Consider the following 16,280-nt stretch of genomic DNA (forward strand, 5'->3'; position numbering starts at 1 on the left):
ACACACACGAGAGCGGAACCACCGGAGGAATAATCCGATGGTTCACAGCGTCCTCGCTGTGTTATTTCAAAGGAACCTCGTCCCGATCGTGAAGACCGGAGACGGGGTATCAACTAATCTGGCGTTGATTTTTGGCACGCTGTTGAGTTCTCAAGGAACGGTCGCTTCCTTTGTACTCACCCTCTCGGGCTTTCCTCCGGGCTTCCCTTCGGTGTTTCCGACTCTATCAGATCTTTCCGATCCGATTTCCTCGGTGCTTTCCAGGTTCTCGCTTTCGCGTTTCCCTTTCCGGCGACTCCGACTCTATCAGATCCTTTCGGCGTCTGACCCCCAGTCAGCGGGGCTTGTCTTCCCGGCCCTTGGGCCGTTCCGACGTCTCAAACCTTAGCGGATCCGGCCGGCGATTCCCAATCGGGCGACCGGCCCTGCATTCGAATTGAATTCGGGCACGCCGAAATCAATCTCGTCAGAGGATCTTGCTGTGGTGTGAGTGCCGCTCGAGGTGGCGGAGTGCTGCCGGTGAACCGTTACGGCTCGCTGACAACCCGAAGAACTCTACGGATCGCCTGGGGGCGTGTCAACCCCCTTCTGTCAAGATCTTTTCTACCCGGCCGCGGGGCGGGCATCAGTCCAGGTCACTGAGCCGGCCGCCGGCGTCCGGCTGGGCGTGCTCGACCCGGCGCAGGAGCGTCGTGAGCACTTCGCCGAGGACCGCCCGCTCCGACGGAGTGAGGTCCTGGAGCAGGTCCTCCTCGAAGACCGTCGCCAGGCGCATGGCCTCCAGCCACTTCTCCCGGCCCTCGGGCGTCAGCTCGACAATGACCCGGACCCGGTTGGACTCGTCCCTCTCCCGGGTGACCAGACCCTCGGTGACCATGCGGTCGATCCGGTGGGTCATCGCGGCCGGGGTGAGGCCGAGCCGCTTGGCGAGGTCGCTGGGACCCAGTCGGTACGGGGCACCGGAGAGGACCAGTGCCTTGAGGACCTCCCACTCGGCGTTGCTGATGCCGAGGGCGGAGGTCTGGCGGCCGTAGGCGACGTTCATCCGGCGGTTGAGCCTGGACAGCGCCGACACGATCTTCTCGACCTGGGGGTCGAGGTCCTGGAACTCGCGCTGGTAGGCGGCGATCTGTTCTTCGAGTGTCGGCTCAGGGATGCCGGGGGTCTCGGCCATGGCCGCAGTATGACACGCAGCTCCTTTGCCTTGAAGTCCTTCACTGTGTACTCTTTAGCTTCGAACTTTAGCTTTGAAGTCTTCAGGCTTAACTAGTGAGAGAGGTGAACGTGACCAGGGCGATGGGCGCAGCGATGCGCCGGATCCACGTGGGCAACGCACTCAGCGCATTCGGGCTCGGCTTCACGGTCCCCTACCTGTACGTCTACGTGGCGCAGGTGCGGGGCCTGGGGTCGATGACGGCGGGACTCGTGCTCGCCGTCTTCGCCGTGGCCGCGCTGATCGTGCTGCCGTTCGCCGGCCGGGCGATCGTGCGGCGCGGCCCGCTCCCGGTCCTGCTCGCCGCCCTGGTCTCCGCCGCTCTGGGATCGCTGAGCCTCGGCCTCGCGGGCAACGCCACCGCCGTACTGCTGGCCGCCGCGGCGCTCGGTGCCGGTCAGGCCGTGATGCAGCCGGCGCTGGCGACGATGATCGTGGACTGCTCCACGGCGGACACCCGCTCGCGCGCGTTCGCCACGCAGTTCTTCCTGCAGAATCTCGGGCTCGGCGTCGGTGGGCTCATCGGCGGTCACCTGGTCGACACCACGCGCGTGTCCTCGTTCACGCTGCTGTTCGCGATCGAGGCGGCGATGTTCCTCGTCCTCGTCGCGGTGATGGCGACGGTGCGGATGCCGCACTCCCCGCGCATGGAGGACGCGCCCGCGCCGTCGGCGAGGGGCGGGTGGAAGCAGCTGCTCGGCAACCGCGCGATGGTGCAGCTGTCCGTCCTGGGCTTCGTGCTGTTCTTCGCCTGCTACGGCCAGTTCGAGTCGGGGCTGAGCGCCTTCGGGGTGGAGGCCGCCGGGATCTCGACGTCCGCGCTGGGTACGGCGCTGGCCGCGAACACGCTGATGATCGTGGTCGCGCAGTTCGCCGTGCTGAAGTTCGTGGAGCGGCGCCGCCGGTCCCGGGTGATCGCCGCGGTCGGGCTGATCTGGGCCGTGGCCTGGGTCGCTGCCGGGTACGCGGGGCTGGGCCACGGCAGCCAGGAGATGGCCACGGCCGCGTTCGTGTCGACGTACGCGCTGTTCGGACTGGGTGAGGCGATGCTGTCGCCGACAGTCGCGCCGCTGGTCGCCGATCTGGCGCCGGAGGGCATGGCCGGTCAGTACAACTCGGCGTTCGCCCTGGTCAAGCAGCTGGCGCTGGCGGTCGGGCCGGCGGTGGGCGGCCCCATGGGCGCCTCGCTGCACGCGCCGTACATCGTGACCTTCCTGCTGTTCTCGCTGGGGATCACCGCGCTGGCGCTGCGGCTGGGACGGCGGCTCACGGAGGTGCAGGACCAGCCGTGGCTGCGCACCAGCCGGGTCGTCGCCCGGGGCGAGGCACCCGCGGAGTCCCTGGCCGCTTAGGCGGTGCGGGCCGTAGGCGGGCTGGACGCAGGTCGTACAGAGGGGCGCGGACCGGGATCGGTTCGCGCCCCTTCGGGCATGATCCGAACGACAGGCCCTAGCCCTTGGGCAGGACGAACTCGCACCAGACCGCCTTGCCCCCGCCCGGGGTCCGTCTGGACCCCCAGCCGGACGCGATCGTGGCCACGATGGCGATGCCCCGGCCGGACTCGTCGCCCGGTTCCGCCCGGCGGCGCCTCGGCAGGTGGTCGTCGCCGTCGGTGACCTCGACGATCAGGCGGCGGTCGGTGCGGCGGAGCCGGAGCCGCATGGGCGGGGTGCCGTGCTGGAGGCTGTTGGCGACCAGCTCGCTGGTGGCGAGGACCCCGAGGTCGTGGAGCTCGACCGGGAAGCGCCAGCTCGTCAGCACGCCGGAGGCGAAGGCACGCGCGCGGGGGGCCGCCTCGACGCCGCCGAGGAGCTCCAGGGCCGCGTTGCGGAAGAGGTCGCTCTCGTGGCCCGTACGCGCCGGGTGCTGGAGGACGAGGACGGCCACGTCGTCGTCGTGGTCGGCGGTGACGCCCGCCGAGCGGACCAGCCGGTCGCAGACGACCTGCGGGGTGCCGGTCGCGCCGGACAGAGCTCTTTCCAGGGCGGCGATGCCCTCGTCCAGGTCCTCGTCACGGCGCTCGACGAGGCCGTCCGTGTAGAGAACGGCCGTGGCACCGGGGCCGAGGGCGATGGAGCCGGAGGCGTGCATCCAGCCGCCCGTGCCGAGCGGCGGGCCGGTGGGCTCGTCGGCGCGGGAGACCGAGCCGCTCTCGTCGCGGACGAGGATCGGCAGGTGGCCGGCGGAGGCGTACACCAGCCGGCCCTCGTTGGGGTCGTGGACGGCGTAGACGCAGGTGGCGATCTGGTTGGCGTCGATCTCGGTGGCGAGACCGTCGAGGAGCTGGAGGACCTCGTGCGGCGGGAGGTCGAGGCGGGCGTAGGCGCGCACGGCGGTGCGGAGCTGGCCCATGACCGCCGCCGCGCGCACCCCGCGGCCCATGACGTCGCCGATGACCAGGGCGGTGCGGCCGCCGCCGAGGGTGATCACGTCGTACCAGTCGCCGCCGACCGCGGCCTCGGTGCCGCCCGGCTGGTACGTGGCGGCGATGCGCAGGTCGTCGGGCTGCTCCAGTTCCTGCGGGAGCAGGGAGCGCTGGAGGGTGACGGCGGTCTCCCGCTGGCGGCGCTCGCTGGCGCGCAGCCGTTCGGCCGCCTCGGCGTGGTCGGTGACGTCGGTGGCGAAGACCAGGACCCCGCCGTCGCGGTCGCCGCCCTCGGTGACGGGGGTGCAGGTGAACGTGTACGAGCGGCCGTCCACCGCCTTGCGGGACTTCAGGGTGCGGGGCTTGCCGCTGCGCAGCACCTGGTCGAGGAGCGGGAGCAGGCCCAGTTCGGCCAGTTCGGGCAGCGCCTCGCGGGCGGGCGCGCCGGTGGTCCGGGTGCCGAAGGCGGTCGCGTAGGCGTCGTTGACGTAGGCGAGGCGGTGGTCGGGGCCGTGGAGCAGGGCGACGAGGGCCGGGACGCGGTCGAGGACGTCGCGTGCGGGCAGTTCGTCGACGGCCGGTACGGCGGGGGTGTCCTCGGCCGGCTGTTCGGCGCGGGCCGCGGGCACCGAGCCTTCACCCCGCCGGTCCGGGGAGACCGCGGTCTCGGTCCGCGCTGCGGCGCGGCGCTGCGTTCCGGGGAGCCGGGCGCTCCAGCGCGTGAAGTTCACTGTGGGGAAGGCCTCGTGGGTGCTAAGGCGGGCGGGTGGCCCGTCCGACGTCGTAGGGCAGTCTGGCAGGGAGCGGGCCGCGGCGAGCGACATCCGTCAGACGCCGGGGCGGGCCGTGGAGTTCCTGGGTCCGGTCAGGACGACCCCTTCGGGTCGCCGGAGGGACTGTGAGGAGGCTTTCCACCGGCCGCGAGTTCGAACTCCGCTCGCGGATGTTCGAGGGATCCGAGCGAGACGATCTCCCGTTTGAAGAGCCCGGCGAGCGTCCATTCGGCCAGGACGCGGGCCTTGCGGTTGAAGGTGGGCACCCTGCTGAGGTGGTAGACGCGGTGCATGAACCAGGCAGGGTAGCCCTTGAGCCTGCGCCCGTAGACCTGGGCGACCCCCTTGTGCAGGCCGAGGGACGCGACGGAGCCGACGTACGCGTGCGCGTACGTCTCCAGGGGTTCACCGCGCAGCGCGTGAGCGATGTTGTCGCCGAGGACCTTGGCCTGGCGGACGGCGTGCTGGGCGTTGGGGGCGGTCTCGGCGCCGGGTTCGGCCGCGGTGACGTCGGGGACGGCCGCCGCGTCGCCCGCCGCCCAGGCGTGCTCGGTGCCGTCGACGGTCAGCTGGGCGGTGCACCGGAGGCGGCCGCGCGCGGTGAGGGGCAGGTCGGTGGCGGCGAGCAGCGGGTGCGGCCTGACGCCGGCGGTCCACACGACCGTGCGGGTCGGGAAGCGCTGGCCGTCGCTGAGCACGGCGACGCGGTCGGCGCAGGACTCCAGGCGGGTCTCCAGCAGCACCTGGATGTTGCGGCGGCGCAGCTCGGTGACGGTGTAGCGACCCAGCTCGGCGCCGACCTCGGGGAGGATCCGGTCGGTGGCCTCCACGAGGATCCACTTCATGTCCTCGGGACGGACGTTGTGGTAGTAGCGCGCGGTGTAGCGGGCCATGTCCTCCAGCTCGCCGAGCGCCTCCACGCCCGCGTAGCCCCCGCCGACGAAGACGAACGTCAGGGCGGCGTCGCGGATCGAGGGGTCACGGGTGGAGGAGGCGATGTCCATCTGCTCGATGACGTGGTTGCGCAGCCCGATGGCCTCTTCGACGGTCTTGAAGCCGATGCCGTACTCGGCGAGGCCCGGGACGGGCAGGGTGCGGGCGATCGATCCGGGGGCGAGCACGAGCTCGTCGTAGCCGAGGAGTTCGGCGGCCCTGCCCTCCTCCGCGGTGGCGAGCGTGGTGACGGCCGCGGTGCGCATCCGGTGGTCGATGGAGGTGACTTCGCCGACGACCACATGGCACTGGTCCAGAACGCGGCGCAGCGGTACGACGACATGACGAGGAGAAATCGAACCGGCGGCCGCTTCGGGAAGGAACGGCTGGTACGTCATGTAGGGATCGGGAGTGACGACGGTGATGTCGACCTCGCCCCGCCTGAGCTCGGACTTCAGCTTCCGCTGGAGGCGCAGGGCGGTGTACATCCCGACGTAGCCGCCGCCGACAACCAGAATGCGCGCACGTTCCTTCACCGTCCCATGACGCACCCGGCGCTGTGGTTTGTCCACAGCCCCGGCAAATTGTGTGACCGGCGGCCGGGCGGGGGCGGAGCCGGCGGCGCCGTTGGGGCGGGACGAAAGGGACCAGGTCAGCGGGGACGGACGACGGGGAGCGAAGGTGCGGAATCGGGACGTACATGACCCGTACTCCGATCGGGGGGCGCACTGTGCGGAACCTGCCCCTTCTGAATTGACTCCCTCTCAACTATGTTCGTGTGTCGACGGAGTGTAGGGAATGTGGTCGAACGGGTCCGCGACGGGCGGGTCCGGTCGGGACCGACGCCGGTTCCGCGCGCTCCGGCATTCAGGCGGGGAGTCTCCGGGGGGAGACGTCATTACCGGGGGAACACATGCATGTTCAGGACACGCATTGGTCATCTGCAACCGCTGTCGCGCCTCATGGCGGCGCGATGAGCGCGGCGGGCAGCGGACGCGCGGACGGGTCGCGTACGGCGCCGCTGCGCGTGGACGCACAGCGCAATCTGGAACACGTGCTGCGTGCGGCGCGTGAGGTGTTCGGCGAGCTGGGCTACGGCGCGCCGATGGAGGACGTGGCGCGGCGCGCGCGGGTCGGTGTCGGCACGGTGTACCGGCGCTTCCCGAGCAAGGACGTGCTGGTCCGGCGGATAGCCGAGGAGGAGACGGCACGGCTGACCGAGCAGGCGCGGACCGCGCTCGGACAGGAGGACGAGCCGTGGTCGGCGCTGTCCCGGTTCCTGCGGACGTCGGTGGCGTCGGGGGCGGGGCGGCTGCTGCCGCCGCAGGTGCTGCGTGTCGGCTCCACCGGTCCGGCCGACTCCGGTCTGCCGGAGGTGCCGGCCGGCCCGGCGGGCTCCGTCGACGCGGCGCGGGTGCCGCAGCAGCGGATCCAGCCCGGGGGCGGTGAACTGCGGCTGGTGACCGACGAGGCCACGGTGGCCGCCGACGACACCGGGGTCGGGGCGCTGCTCGAGGTCGTCGGGCAGTTGGTGGAGCGGGCGCGGGCGGCGGGTGAACTGCGGACGGACGTGTCCGTGTCCGACGTGCTGCTCGTGATCGCCACGGCGGCGCCGTCCCTGCCGGACGCCGCGCAGCAGGCGGCGGCGTCCGCGCGGCTGCTGGACATCCTGCTGGAGGGACTGCGGTCCCGGCCGGCGTGAGTCACCGGGCGCGCGCCCGGGGCGCATGCCCTGGTCGCGCGCCCCATGTCGCACGTCCCACGTCGCACGCGCCGTTGGCACCGGCGCCGGGGACACCGTCCGCCGTCCGCACCTTCCGCAGCCTTCGCGGTCGGTGCGGGCGGCGGAACGGGTTTCGCGAGGATGGGTAGCTCGTTCGGGTGGGATTCTGCAGGAGCTGCTGACAAGTCCGCTCGGACGAGTGGATGGCGTGCGACGACGGCCCTCGGGTGCGGTGCCGTGTGTCACTCTGAGCCGGTGACGGGATGGGCTGGGCCGGTGTCGGGGGCTTTCCGCGATGAGCGTTGACGGGTGGGACGAGTCCCGCGGTGACGGTGACGCGGAGACGGCCGGGCTGACCTCGCCCCAGGTGCCGAGTCAGGGCGGCCGTGCCGCGAACTCCGGTGTGCCGGACGACAGAAGTGCGCCGGACGACCGGAGCGTGCCGGACGACCGGAGCGTGCCTGCCCAGCGCGGGGGGAGCGTCCTGCCGCCGCCCCGGGAGGCACCGCCCGCCGACGGTGAGCTGATCGCGCGGATGCGCGACGGTGACGACTCCGCGTACGAGGAGCTGTACCGCCGGCACGCGGACGCCGTGCGCAGGTACGCGCGGACCTGCTGCCGGGACGGGCACACCGCCGACGACCTCACGGCCGAGGTGTTCGCCCGGATGCTGCAGGCCGTGCGGGGCGGTTCGGGACCCGAACACGCCGTCCGCGCCTATCTGCTGACCTCCGTACGCCGGGTCGCCGCGCACTGGACCAGGTCCGCACGGCGCGAGCAACTCGTCGACGACTTCGCCCTCTTCGCCCAGCAGGCCACCCAGGTCCCCGAGGTGCCGGGCGGCTCCGCGTCCCTCGGTTCCCTGGGCGCCGACGTCCGCGCGATGCACGACGCCGAGCAGTCCCTGGCGATGCGGGCCTTCCGCTCGCTGCCCGAGCGCTGGCAGGCCGTGCTGTGGCACACGGAGGTCGAGGACGAGTCGCCGAGCGAGGTGGCCGTCCTGTTCGGGCTGGACGCCAACGGCACCCGGGTGCTGGCCAGCCGGGCCCGGGAGGGCCTGAAGCAGGCCTATCTCCAGGCCCACGTCAGCACCACCCTCTCAGACGACGAGGAGTGCGCCCGCTACGCCGACCAGCTCGGCACGTACGCCCGCCGGAAGCTGCGCATCCGTGCCGAGCGGGGTCTGCGCAAGCACCTGGAGGAGTGTGCCCGGTGCCGGCTGGCGGCCGCGCAGATCGAGGAGGTCGCGAGCGGTATCCCCGGTGTCGTCCCGGTCGCGGTCATCGGCTGGTTCGGTGCCGCCGGGTACGCCAAGGCCCTCGGGATCGTGGCCGGCGGCGCGGGCGTCGGAGCCGCGGCGGCCGCCGGGGCGTCCGGCGGAGCGGGCGGCGCGGGGGCCGGAGCGGTGGCTTCCGAGGGCCTCGGTGCGCCGGTGAAGGCGGGCATCGCGGCCGGTGTGGTCGCGGTGGCCGCCACGGCGGTGGCGCTGGCCCTGGTGAACGACGGCCGTCCGGCGAAGGAGGTGGCCGAGCCGTCACCGTCCCCGCCCGCGATCGGGTCCGCGGCACCGGCGCCCACGCCCACCCGCGCGCCGAAGCCCCCGCGGCGGCACCCGGCGCCGGTGCCCGCGGTGCTCGCCCCCGTACCGGCCCCGACCCCGGCGCCCACCCACGCGCAGGCGCACGAGCCGGCGCCCCGGCCGACTCCCACGCCGACGCCGACACCGCCGCCGCCCACCCCGACGCCGAGACCCACTCCCACGCCGCCTCCCCCGACACCCGCTCCCCCGCCGGCGCCCACCGTCTACGCGTTGAGCGATCTGCGGTACGACCTCCTCGGGGACGGCAGCCGCCCGGAGATCGTGCTGCGCGGGAGCAGCTGGGTGTGGCAGCGCCACGGCATGGGGATCGGCGGCGAGCGGTACGCGCGCGGGGCGACCGTGCACGGCCGGTCCTCCGTCACCGTCGCCCTCAACCGCCGGTGCACCGCCTACGACGCGCTGGCCGGTGTGGACGACCTGACGCTGGGCCTCGGCAAGGTGTCGTTCTCGGTGTACGCCGACGGGGTCCGGCTGTGGCGGTCGGGGACGGTCGCGGGCCGCGACCGGGCCGTCCCGGTCCATGTGGACCTGACCGGGCGCAGGACCGTCCGGCTCGTCGTGGAGCCGCACCGCGACGTCTTCGACAAGGCCGCGCTGGCGGACTGGGCGCAGTCCCGGTTCACCTGCCGGTAGCCGTCACCGCCGGTCCGGGGCGACCGCCGCCGCCCTCTCGTCCAGTTCGCGCAGCACGTCCGCGACGTCCATGGCCGCGCCGCGGGCGCACTCGGCGGCGAACCGCTCGGCGGGCAGGACCGCGCGGGCATCGGCGTGCACCCGGGCGGCCTCCCCGCGCTCGGGCTCGGGCCGTGGCAGGCCGTCGCGCCAGTGGTCGGCGGCCGCGAACAGCCGGAGCGCGCCCGGCAGATCACCGAGCCGGGCCAGCAGACCGGCACCGATGTCCACCAGACCTGCGGTGATCGACTCGGCGCAGCGCTGGGCCACGGCCTCGCGAAGGGCGCCGGCGACGACCGGCAGCCCCTGTTCCGGGCCCGACTCGGCGGCCGTGACAAGCGCGTCGACGGTTCGCAGGGCGGCCACGAACTGCGGTGGCGGAGTGCCTCCGCGGATCACCGCGAGGGTCGCCTCGTACAGTTCGCGGGCCTGGCCGGGCAGACCGTCGTGCAGCGCGATGTGGGCCCGCAGCAGCAGCGCGAAGGCGCGGGACTCCGGCACCGCGTACCGGTCGGCCGCCGCACCGGCCTCCTCCAGGGTGGCCAGCGCGGTGTCCCGGTCGCCGGAGCGGTAGGCGATCTCGGCGAGCCGCGCCATCAGGAACGGCGACTCGGCGTAGGCGCCCACCTCGTAGGCGAGCCGCAGCGCCTCCTCGTACTCGGTGCCCGCCTCGTCGAACCGGCCGCGCGCCATGGCCGCCTCGCCCGCCGCGCTGCACACCTGGGCCCGCATCCAGCGGTCGCCGACGCGCCGGCTGAGGACGCGCAGCTCGGCCAGGTCCTCGTCGACGCCGCGCAGGTTGCCCGGGGAGTCGACGGCCACGTGGGCGCGGTACATGAGAGCGACACCGATCTCCCAGTCGCCGCCGTACGTCCGGCAGTTGGCGACGGAGGCGGTCATGTCGGGACCCACGTCCGCGGGACCGCCCAGGTAGTAGGCGGTCAGCGGCCAGACGATGCCCGGGAGCCGGGCGGACTGCGGACCGCCGTGCTCGTAGGCCGCGCGTACGCGCGCGATGTACTCAGCGGCCCGCTCGTCGGTCGCGAGGTTGTCCGCGCTCGACTCCGACGTCAGGAACAGGTCGAGCATGCGCAGGTCCATGCGCAGCTCCCGCAGGGGATGACCGGACTCGCCCTCGGGGGCGGCGAGGAAGGCGCCGACCGGGTCGGCGGACTCCGCCCGTGCCGTCAGCTCGCTCCCGGACGCCGACGCGGGGGCGCCGTCGAGGGCCACCCCCAGGCGGAGCACCCCGCGGACCCGGGCGACGGCCTCCTGGCGGTAGTTGCGCAGCCACCAGAACCAGCCCATGGACAGGCAGATCGCACCGGCCTCCGCCTCGTCGCCGGCCCGCACGGCGCGGTCCAGGGCCGCCCGGATGTTGTCGAGTTCGGTCTCCAGGCGGGAGATCCACGGCAGCTGCTCGGCGGACCGCAGCAGGGGCTCGGCCTCCCGCACCAGCGCCCGCACCCACGCGCGGTGCCGGCGCTCGGCCGCGGCCCGCAGACCGGGGACCTCGGCCGCGCGCTCGGTGGCGTACTCGTGGATGGTCTCCAGCATGCGGTAGCGCATGCCGGTCCCCAGGCCGCCGTCCGCCGCCGGGCCGTGCGGGGCGGCCACGACCAGGGACTTGTCCACGAGCGCGCCGATCAGGTCCGCCGCCGGGCCGGTGCACACCGCCTCGGCGGCGGCGAGGTCCCAGCCGCCGGCGAACACCGACACCTCGCGCAGCACGGTGCGCTCCCGCTCGTCCAGCAGCTCCCAGGACCAGTCGACGACCGCGCGCAGGGTCTGCTGGCGGGGCAGGACCGTGCGGCTTCCGGTGGTGAGCAGACGGAAGCGGTCGTCGAGCCGGTCGGCGATCTGCCGCGGGGTCAGCAGCCGGAGCCGGGCGGCGGCCAGCTCGATGGCGAGCGGCAGCCCGTCGAGACGGCGGCAGATCTCTCCCACGGCATCGGTGTCGGCGAGCACCGCGCCGGCGTCGGGACGGACGGCCTGCGCGCGCTCGGTGAACAGGCGGTGTGCCTGCTCCGGGACGAGGGGTTCGACCGGGCGCACCGACTCGCCGGGGACGCCCAGGGGTTCGCGGCTGGTGGCGAGGATCGTGAGCTCCGGGCAGTGGGTGAGGAGGGTCTCGGCGAGGGCGGCGGCCGCGTCGACGACGTGCTCGCAGTTGTCGAGGATCAGGAGCCGGCTGCGCGGGGCGCAGTACTCGATCAGCTGGGCCGTGGGGTCGGCGGGTCCGGTCGCCAGGTCGTTGGCGAGCAGCACGGTCTCGCGCAGGCCGAGGGCGCTGACCACCGCGCCGGGCACCGCCTCCGGGTGGTCGAGCGGGGCCAGCTCGACCAGCCATGCCTGGGAGAGCCCCGCGGCGGCCTCCTCGGCGAGGCGGGTCTTGCCCGAGCCGCCCGGTCCGGTGAGCGTGACCAGGCGGGCCCTGTGCAAGTCGGAACGGATGGCCTTCAGTTCCGGTTCCCGGCCGACGAAGGAGGTCAGACGGGGGCGGAGGTTGCCGGTGCGCTCCGGGGGCTGGGCGGGCGGGGGCGCCGCGGCCGGCTTCGGCGGCCGGTGTCCTGGTCGCGGGCCCGGCTGGTCCAGCAGCGAGGCGTGCAGCGCCGTGAGTTCCGGGCCGGGATCGGTACCGAGGGCCTCGGCGAGGGTCCGGCGGGCGGACTCGTAGGCCGTGAGGGCGTCGGCCCCTCGCCCCGTGTCGCGCAGGGCGCGAATGAGGAGGGCGTGCAGCGGTTCGTCGTACGGGTGCGCCGTGGTCAGTTCCCGCAGTTCCGGTATGGCGTCCTGGGCGCGGCCGAGGTCGAGGGCCGCGGCGGCGCGGGCGCGGGTCGCCTCCAGGCGCAGGGCCTCGGGGCGGGTGGCGGCGGTGCGGTCGGGGAGGTCGGCGAGGGCGGGGCCGTGCCAGAGCGCGAGGGCACGGGTGAGGGTGCGGTGCGCGGTGGCGGGGTCGCCGTCGGTGAGGGCCTTGGTGCCGGTGTGGGCGAGCCGTTCGAAGACGTGCAGGTCCACGTCCTCCTCGGTCGCCTCCAGCCGGTAGCCGCCGGGGGCGGAGGCGATCGCCTGCCGGCCGAGGGTGCGGCGGAGCCGGCCGACCAGGGCTTGAAGTGCGGCGGGGGCGTCCTGGGGCGGGTCGTCCGCCCAGATCTCATCGATGAGGGTGTCGGGGGTGGAGGTGCGGCCGGCGCGGAGGGCGAGGACCGCGAGGAGCGTGCGGAGACGCCGGCCGCCGACCGGCAGGGGGATGCCCCGGTCGTCGATCGCCTGCGTCGGGCCGAGGATTCTGTACCGCACCCGGTCATTGTGGCGGTGCGGTGGGGGGAGGAGCACGAGAGATTCGCCGACGATGCCCGCGCGGCGTGCGGTGGCCCCGCTTCCGAGGCGCCCCGGACGGGCGGCCACGGGGACCCGCGGCCGCTGCGGGGGTCCAGGCCGGACGGGCGGCCGCGGCCGACCCGCGGGGGCAAAGACCGGGCGGGCCGGACGACTTACCGGCGGTGCCCGTACGGGGCGCGGTGACCGCGCTCCCGGGCGCGACCCGGACGGGCACCCGCAGCACACCCGCGGACCCCAGCCAGGGGCGAAGGGCGGGCGGGCCGGACGACTCACCGGCGGTGCCCGTACGGGGCGCGGTGACCGCGCTTCCGGGCGCGACCCGGACGGGCACCCGCGGGGAACCCGCGGCCGCACGGGGGCAAGCCCGGGCGGGCACCCGCAGCGGACACGCGAACCACGCGGGGGTGAAAGGCGGGCGGGCCGGATGCCTCGTCGGCGGTGCCCGCGCGGGGCGCCGTGGCCTCGCTCCCGCGGCATGACCCGGGCGGGCACCCGCAGCACACCCGCGGACCCCAGCCGGGGGCGAAGGGCGGGCGGGCCGGGCGACTCACCGGCGGTGCCCGTACGGGGCGCGGTGACCGCGCTTCCGGGCGCGACCCGGACGGGCACCCGCGGGGAACCCGCGGCCGCACGGGGGCAAGCCCGGGCGGGCACCCGCAGCAGACCCGCGGACCCCCGCCGGGGGGGGCAAAGACCGGGCGGGCCGGACGACTTACCGGCGGTGCCCGTGCGGGGCGCGGTGACCGCGCTTCCGGGCGCGACCCGGGCGGGCACCCGCAGCGGACCCTGCGGAGATGAAGCCCGCGGCAGAGCGGAACCCGGGGAGGTGAAGGCCGGGCGGAGCCGAACGGGTCACGCGCCCGGTGCCAGGGCTCCTCTTCGCGGCTGGATCCCGGAGGGCACCGCGCGGGCGCGGGCCGGGGTGCCGGTCCAGCAGGTGCCGCGGCGGGACAGGAGGCGGCGCAGCCAGAGTTCGAGGGAGACCAGGTCGGCGAGGCCGTCCAGGGGCAGGGCTTCGCCCGCCGCCGCAGCGCGCAGCGCCTTGCGGACGACGCGGGCCTCCACCAGGCCGGCGTCGGCCAGCAGCGGGGTGGAGAAGAGGTCCAGCAGCGGGTCGGCCTCGACGCGCAGGCCCACGCGCGCGGCGGCCGCGGACGAGGCGTGGGAGGGCGCGCCCCAGCCGGGCGGGAGGTCGGTGACCCCGGCGCCCTCCAGGACCGTGCGGAGGATGGCGGCCCGGGCGCCCGGCTGGACGCGCAGGGCCTCCGGCAGGGCACGGCAGGCGCGGACGACCTGGTTGTCGAGGAAGGGCGCGTGCAGGCGCTGGGAGCGGATCTCGGCGGCCTGTTCGAGGACGCGCAGATCGGCGGCGTACCGGGCGAGGGCGGCACGCGCGCGGTGCTCTCCGGGGCGGCGGTCGGGTCCGGATGCCGAGCGTTCCGCCGCGCTCTGCAGCAGAACCGATACTTCAGCCAGTGCCTCACCCGTCAGCCACCGGGCGGCCGGCCCGGGTCCGGCCCAGGTCAGCGCGGCGAGGGACGCGCCGACCGCCCCCTCGGGCTCGTCGAAGCGGCGCCGCATCAGCCGCTCCGCCAGCTCGTCCAGGCCGGCCCGGTAGGGGTGCGGGCGAGACGCCGGGCCGCGCCGTACACGCGCGCGGGGACCAGCACCGAACCGTCGGCCCGGGCGAGGGCGGCGACCGGCCGGACCAGATGGCGCCGTCTTCGGTCCATGAGGAGGTCGGCGAGGCGGGCGGGGTGCGCGTCCAGGACCTGGCGGGCGCCGTGGCCGGTGAAGTGGTCGGCGCTGCCGGCGGCGAGCCGGGCGCGGTGCCGGAACGCCGAGACCAGCGAAGGTCCGGGCTCGTCGGTGAGGGGACCGTCGAGTTCGGCGTACGGCAGGGTCTCCTCGCCGCCGGTGACCACGACGTGGTGCAGCCGGGGATTGGCGGCGAGCGTGCCGGCGCGTTCGACCTCGGCCTCACGGCCGGCCACGGCCAGGTCGTTGAAGGTGACGGCGACGAGCCGTTCGCCCGCGCCGGTACCGTGGCCGAGGAGTGTGCCCGGTCTGCCGGGCAGTCCGGCGGCCAGCAGCGCGAGGGTGCCGGAGGCCGGTCCGCCGGACAGGTCGGCGCCGATGCCGGGTACCGGCATGCCGCGCGCGGCCCGCCGCTCGGCGGGCCCCATGCCGGGCACCGGTCCGGGATCGAGGTCGGGCACGTGCCGTGGCGCCGAGAGCCGGGTGCGCACCGCCTCCACGAGGGCGTCCCGTACGGCGTCGACCGCGCGGTCGGGGTCGGCCGGGGGCGCGGCCACGGCGAGGAGGCGACCGGCTCGTACCCGGTGACCTCGCGCACTCCGGCGCGCAGCACCAGCGCGTGCCCCGGCGGGATGCGCCGCACGCCGTCGTACGGCGTGGTGTCGCGCAGCGCGGCCGGTACGTCCGGGGCGGCGAGCAGGGCGGCCAGGTGGCCGAAGTCGAGGTTGGCCTCGATGAGGTCGGCGAGGGGCAGCGCGGCGGTGGCGTAGGCCGTGCCGCCCGCCCAGGGGGTGTGGAACACCGGCCGCACGCCCGCGAGGTCGCCGCAGACGGTGATCCGGCGGCCCACCTGGACGACGGCCGTGTAGCTGCCGGACCAGGTCGTCAGATGGCGCAGTGCGCCCCCGCGCGCGGTGACCAGGGCGCGGCGCAGTTCCTCGTCGGTGGCGCCGCAGATGCCGAGGACGGCGATCCGGTTCTGTCCGTCGGCGTGCACCACGCGCACCTCGTCGGGGCGCCAGTCGCCGACGGCCCACAACGGGTCGGGGTCGCCCCACAGCAGTTGGGAGCCGACCGGGTGCAGGGTCTCGCCGTCGTGGCCGAGGGCGCCGGCGGTGCCGAGCCCGGAGGTGCCCGCGGCGGTGCTGCTCCACCCCACCAACCACCGCATCGACGCCTCCACAGGCTGTGGACCACCAGTGCACCGTACGAACCGGGTCCCCATGCTGCCATGAAGAACGCGCTGTGGAGGGGCGGTGGCGCCGCCTTCGATCGAGGGAAAATCCGCGGGAGACGGCGAGCGGCGCCGGGCGGGAGTCATGGTCACCGGGTGGGGAGTTGGCGGGCGCGGGCCCGGCCGGGGCGCGTGGCGACCTGATCATCGCGACTTGAATGCGCCCCCGGTACGCTCCCCCAAAACGCCCTTCACGCCCTCAAGTTGCATGGTGGGAGCCGGAATCAACCGTGACGGGCGGGATCGATTTTCGGCCAAATCACGAAAGCATCATCGGATTTGAGCACGCTCCGTACAGGCCTGCGGAGCGCGCGGCGGAGCGTGCACGCGCACAGTCCGGGAGGCGGGCATCGCCTCCCGGACCGGTCCGCCACCCGCGGGGATGTAGGTGGCGGTGTCCCCCAGCCCACTGGATCCAGTACAGCGGGCCGACCCACGCAGGACCCATGGAACCGCTCCCCGGATGGCCGGAGAAGAGCGCACGGGCGGGCGCACGGCCACACGCGCGGGGGCACGCGGCGACACACCGTGCACGGTGCGTACATGCCCGCGGCTCCGTACCGACCACAATCCCGCCATCCGGAACAAAGCCCCTTAACGCTTGGGATCCGGCGAACTACGCTGGGTTTACGAATGCCGCGTGGTTATGCCAGCACGGCAGCCGTCT

7 protein-coding genes and 1 pseudogene are annotated in these 16,280 nt (G+C 74.3%); 3 read left to right on the forward strand and 5 right to left on the reverse strand.

The window, feature by feature from the left end; all coding sequences use genetic code 11:
* Positions 1-625 precede the first annotated feature (625 nt).
* A complete protein-coding gene (locus tag N8I86_RS18725) occupies positions 626-1,174 on the reverse strand; it encodes a MarR family winged helix-turn-helix transcriptional regulator (protein WP_073886901.1) in 549 nt (182 codons plus the stop codon).
* Positions 1,175-1,308: 134 nt separating this feature from the next.
* On the opposite strand from N8I86_RS18725, the gene N8I86_RS18730 reads away from it, so the two are divergent.
* Entirely contained in the window at positions 1,309-2,565 is a 1,257-nt protein-coding gene (locus N8I86_RS18730) for an MFS transporter (protein WP_198960332.1), read from the forward strand.
* Positions 2,566-2,662: 97 nt separating this feature from the next.
* On the opposite strand, the gene N8I86_RS18735 is transcribed toward N8I86_RS18730, so the two are convergent.
* Positions 2,663-4,309: an ATP-binding SpoIIE family protein phosphatase gene (locus N8I86_RS18735; RefSeq protein WP_073886927.1), complete on the reverse strand. Its 1,647-nt coding sequence runs from the start codon at positions 4,307-4,309 to the stop codon at positions 2,663-2,665.
* Between the two features lie 134 nt (positions 4,310-4,443).
* Positions 4,444-5,820, reverse strand: coding sequence for an NAD(P)/FAD-dependent oxidoreductase (locus N8I86_RS18740; RefSeq protein WP_073886929.1), 1,377 nt, complete (start codon positions 5,818-5,820; stop codon positions 4,444-4,446).
* Positions 5,821-6,197: 377 nt separating this feature from the next.
* Here N8I86_RS18740 and N8I86_RS18745 point away from each other — a divergent pair, with 377 nt between their 5' ends.
* Complete coding sequence (locus tag N8I86_RS18745; RefSeq protein ID WP_263278270.1) at positions 6,198-6,986, forward strand: TetR/AcrR family transcriptional regulator; 789 nt, start codon at positions 6,198-6,200, stop codon at positions 6,984-6,986.
* 316 nt (positions 6,987-7,302) lie between these two features.
* On the forward strand, positions 7,303-9,240 hold the full coding sequence (locus N8I86_RS18750) for a sigma-70 family RNA polymerase sigma factor (protein WP_263278271.1): 1,938 nt from the start codon (positions 7,303-7,305) through the stop codon (positions 9,238-9,240).
* 3 nt (positions 9,241-9,243) lie between these two features.
* Here the strand turns inward: N8I86_RS18750 and N8I86_RS18755 are convergent, their stop codons facing one another.
* Positions 9,244-12,579, reverse strand: a complete 3,336-nt coding sequence (locus N8I86_RS18755) for an AfsR/SARP family transcriptional regulator (protein WP_263278272.1) — start codon at positions 12,577-12,579, stop codon at positions 9,244-9,246.
* Positions 12,580-13,473: 894 nt separating this feature from the next.
* Positions 13,474-15,550, reverse strand: a pseudogene (locus N8I86_RS18760) (asparagine synthase-related protein).
* Positions 15,551-16,280: the final 730 nt, after the last annotated feature.

Origin of the sequence: Streptomyces albidicamelliae, from assembly GCF_025642175.1 — a bacterium.
Taxonomy (GTDB): domain Bacteria; phylum Actinomycetota; class Actinomycetes; order Streptomycetales; family Streptomycetaceae; genus Streptomyces; species Streptomyces albidocamelliae.

Excerpts from the sequence above, each read along its gene's own strand:
- N8I86_RS18725 (WP_073886901.1), bottom strand. The coding sequence starts at position 1,174 with ATGGCCGAGACCCCCGGCATCCCTGAGCCGACACTCGAAGAACAGATC.
- N8I86_RS18730 (WP_198960332.1), top strand. The coding sequence starts at position 1,309 with ATGCGCCGGATCCACGTGGGCAACGCACTCAGCGCATTCGGGCTCGGC.
- N8I86_RS18745 (WP_263278270.1), top strand. The coding sequence starts at position 6,198 with ATGCATGTTCAGGACACGCATTGGTCATCTGCAACCGCTGTCGCGCCT.
- N8I86_RS18750 (WP_263278271.1), top strand. The coding sequence starts at position 7,303 with ATGAGCGTTGACGGGTGGGACGAGTCCCGCGGTGACGGTGACGCGGAG.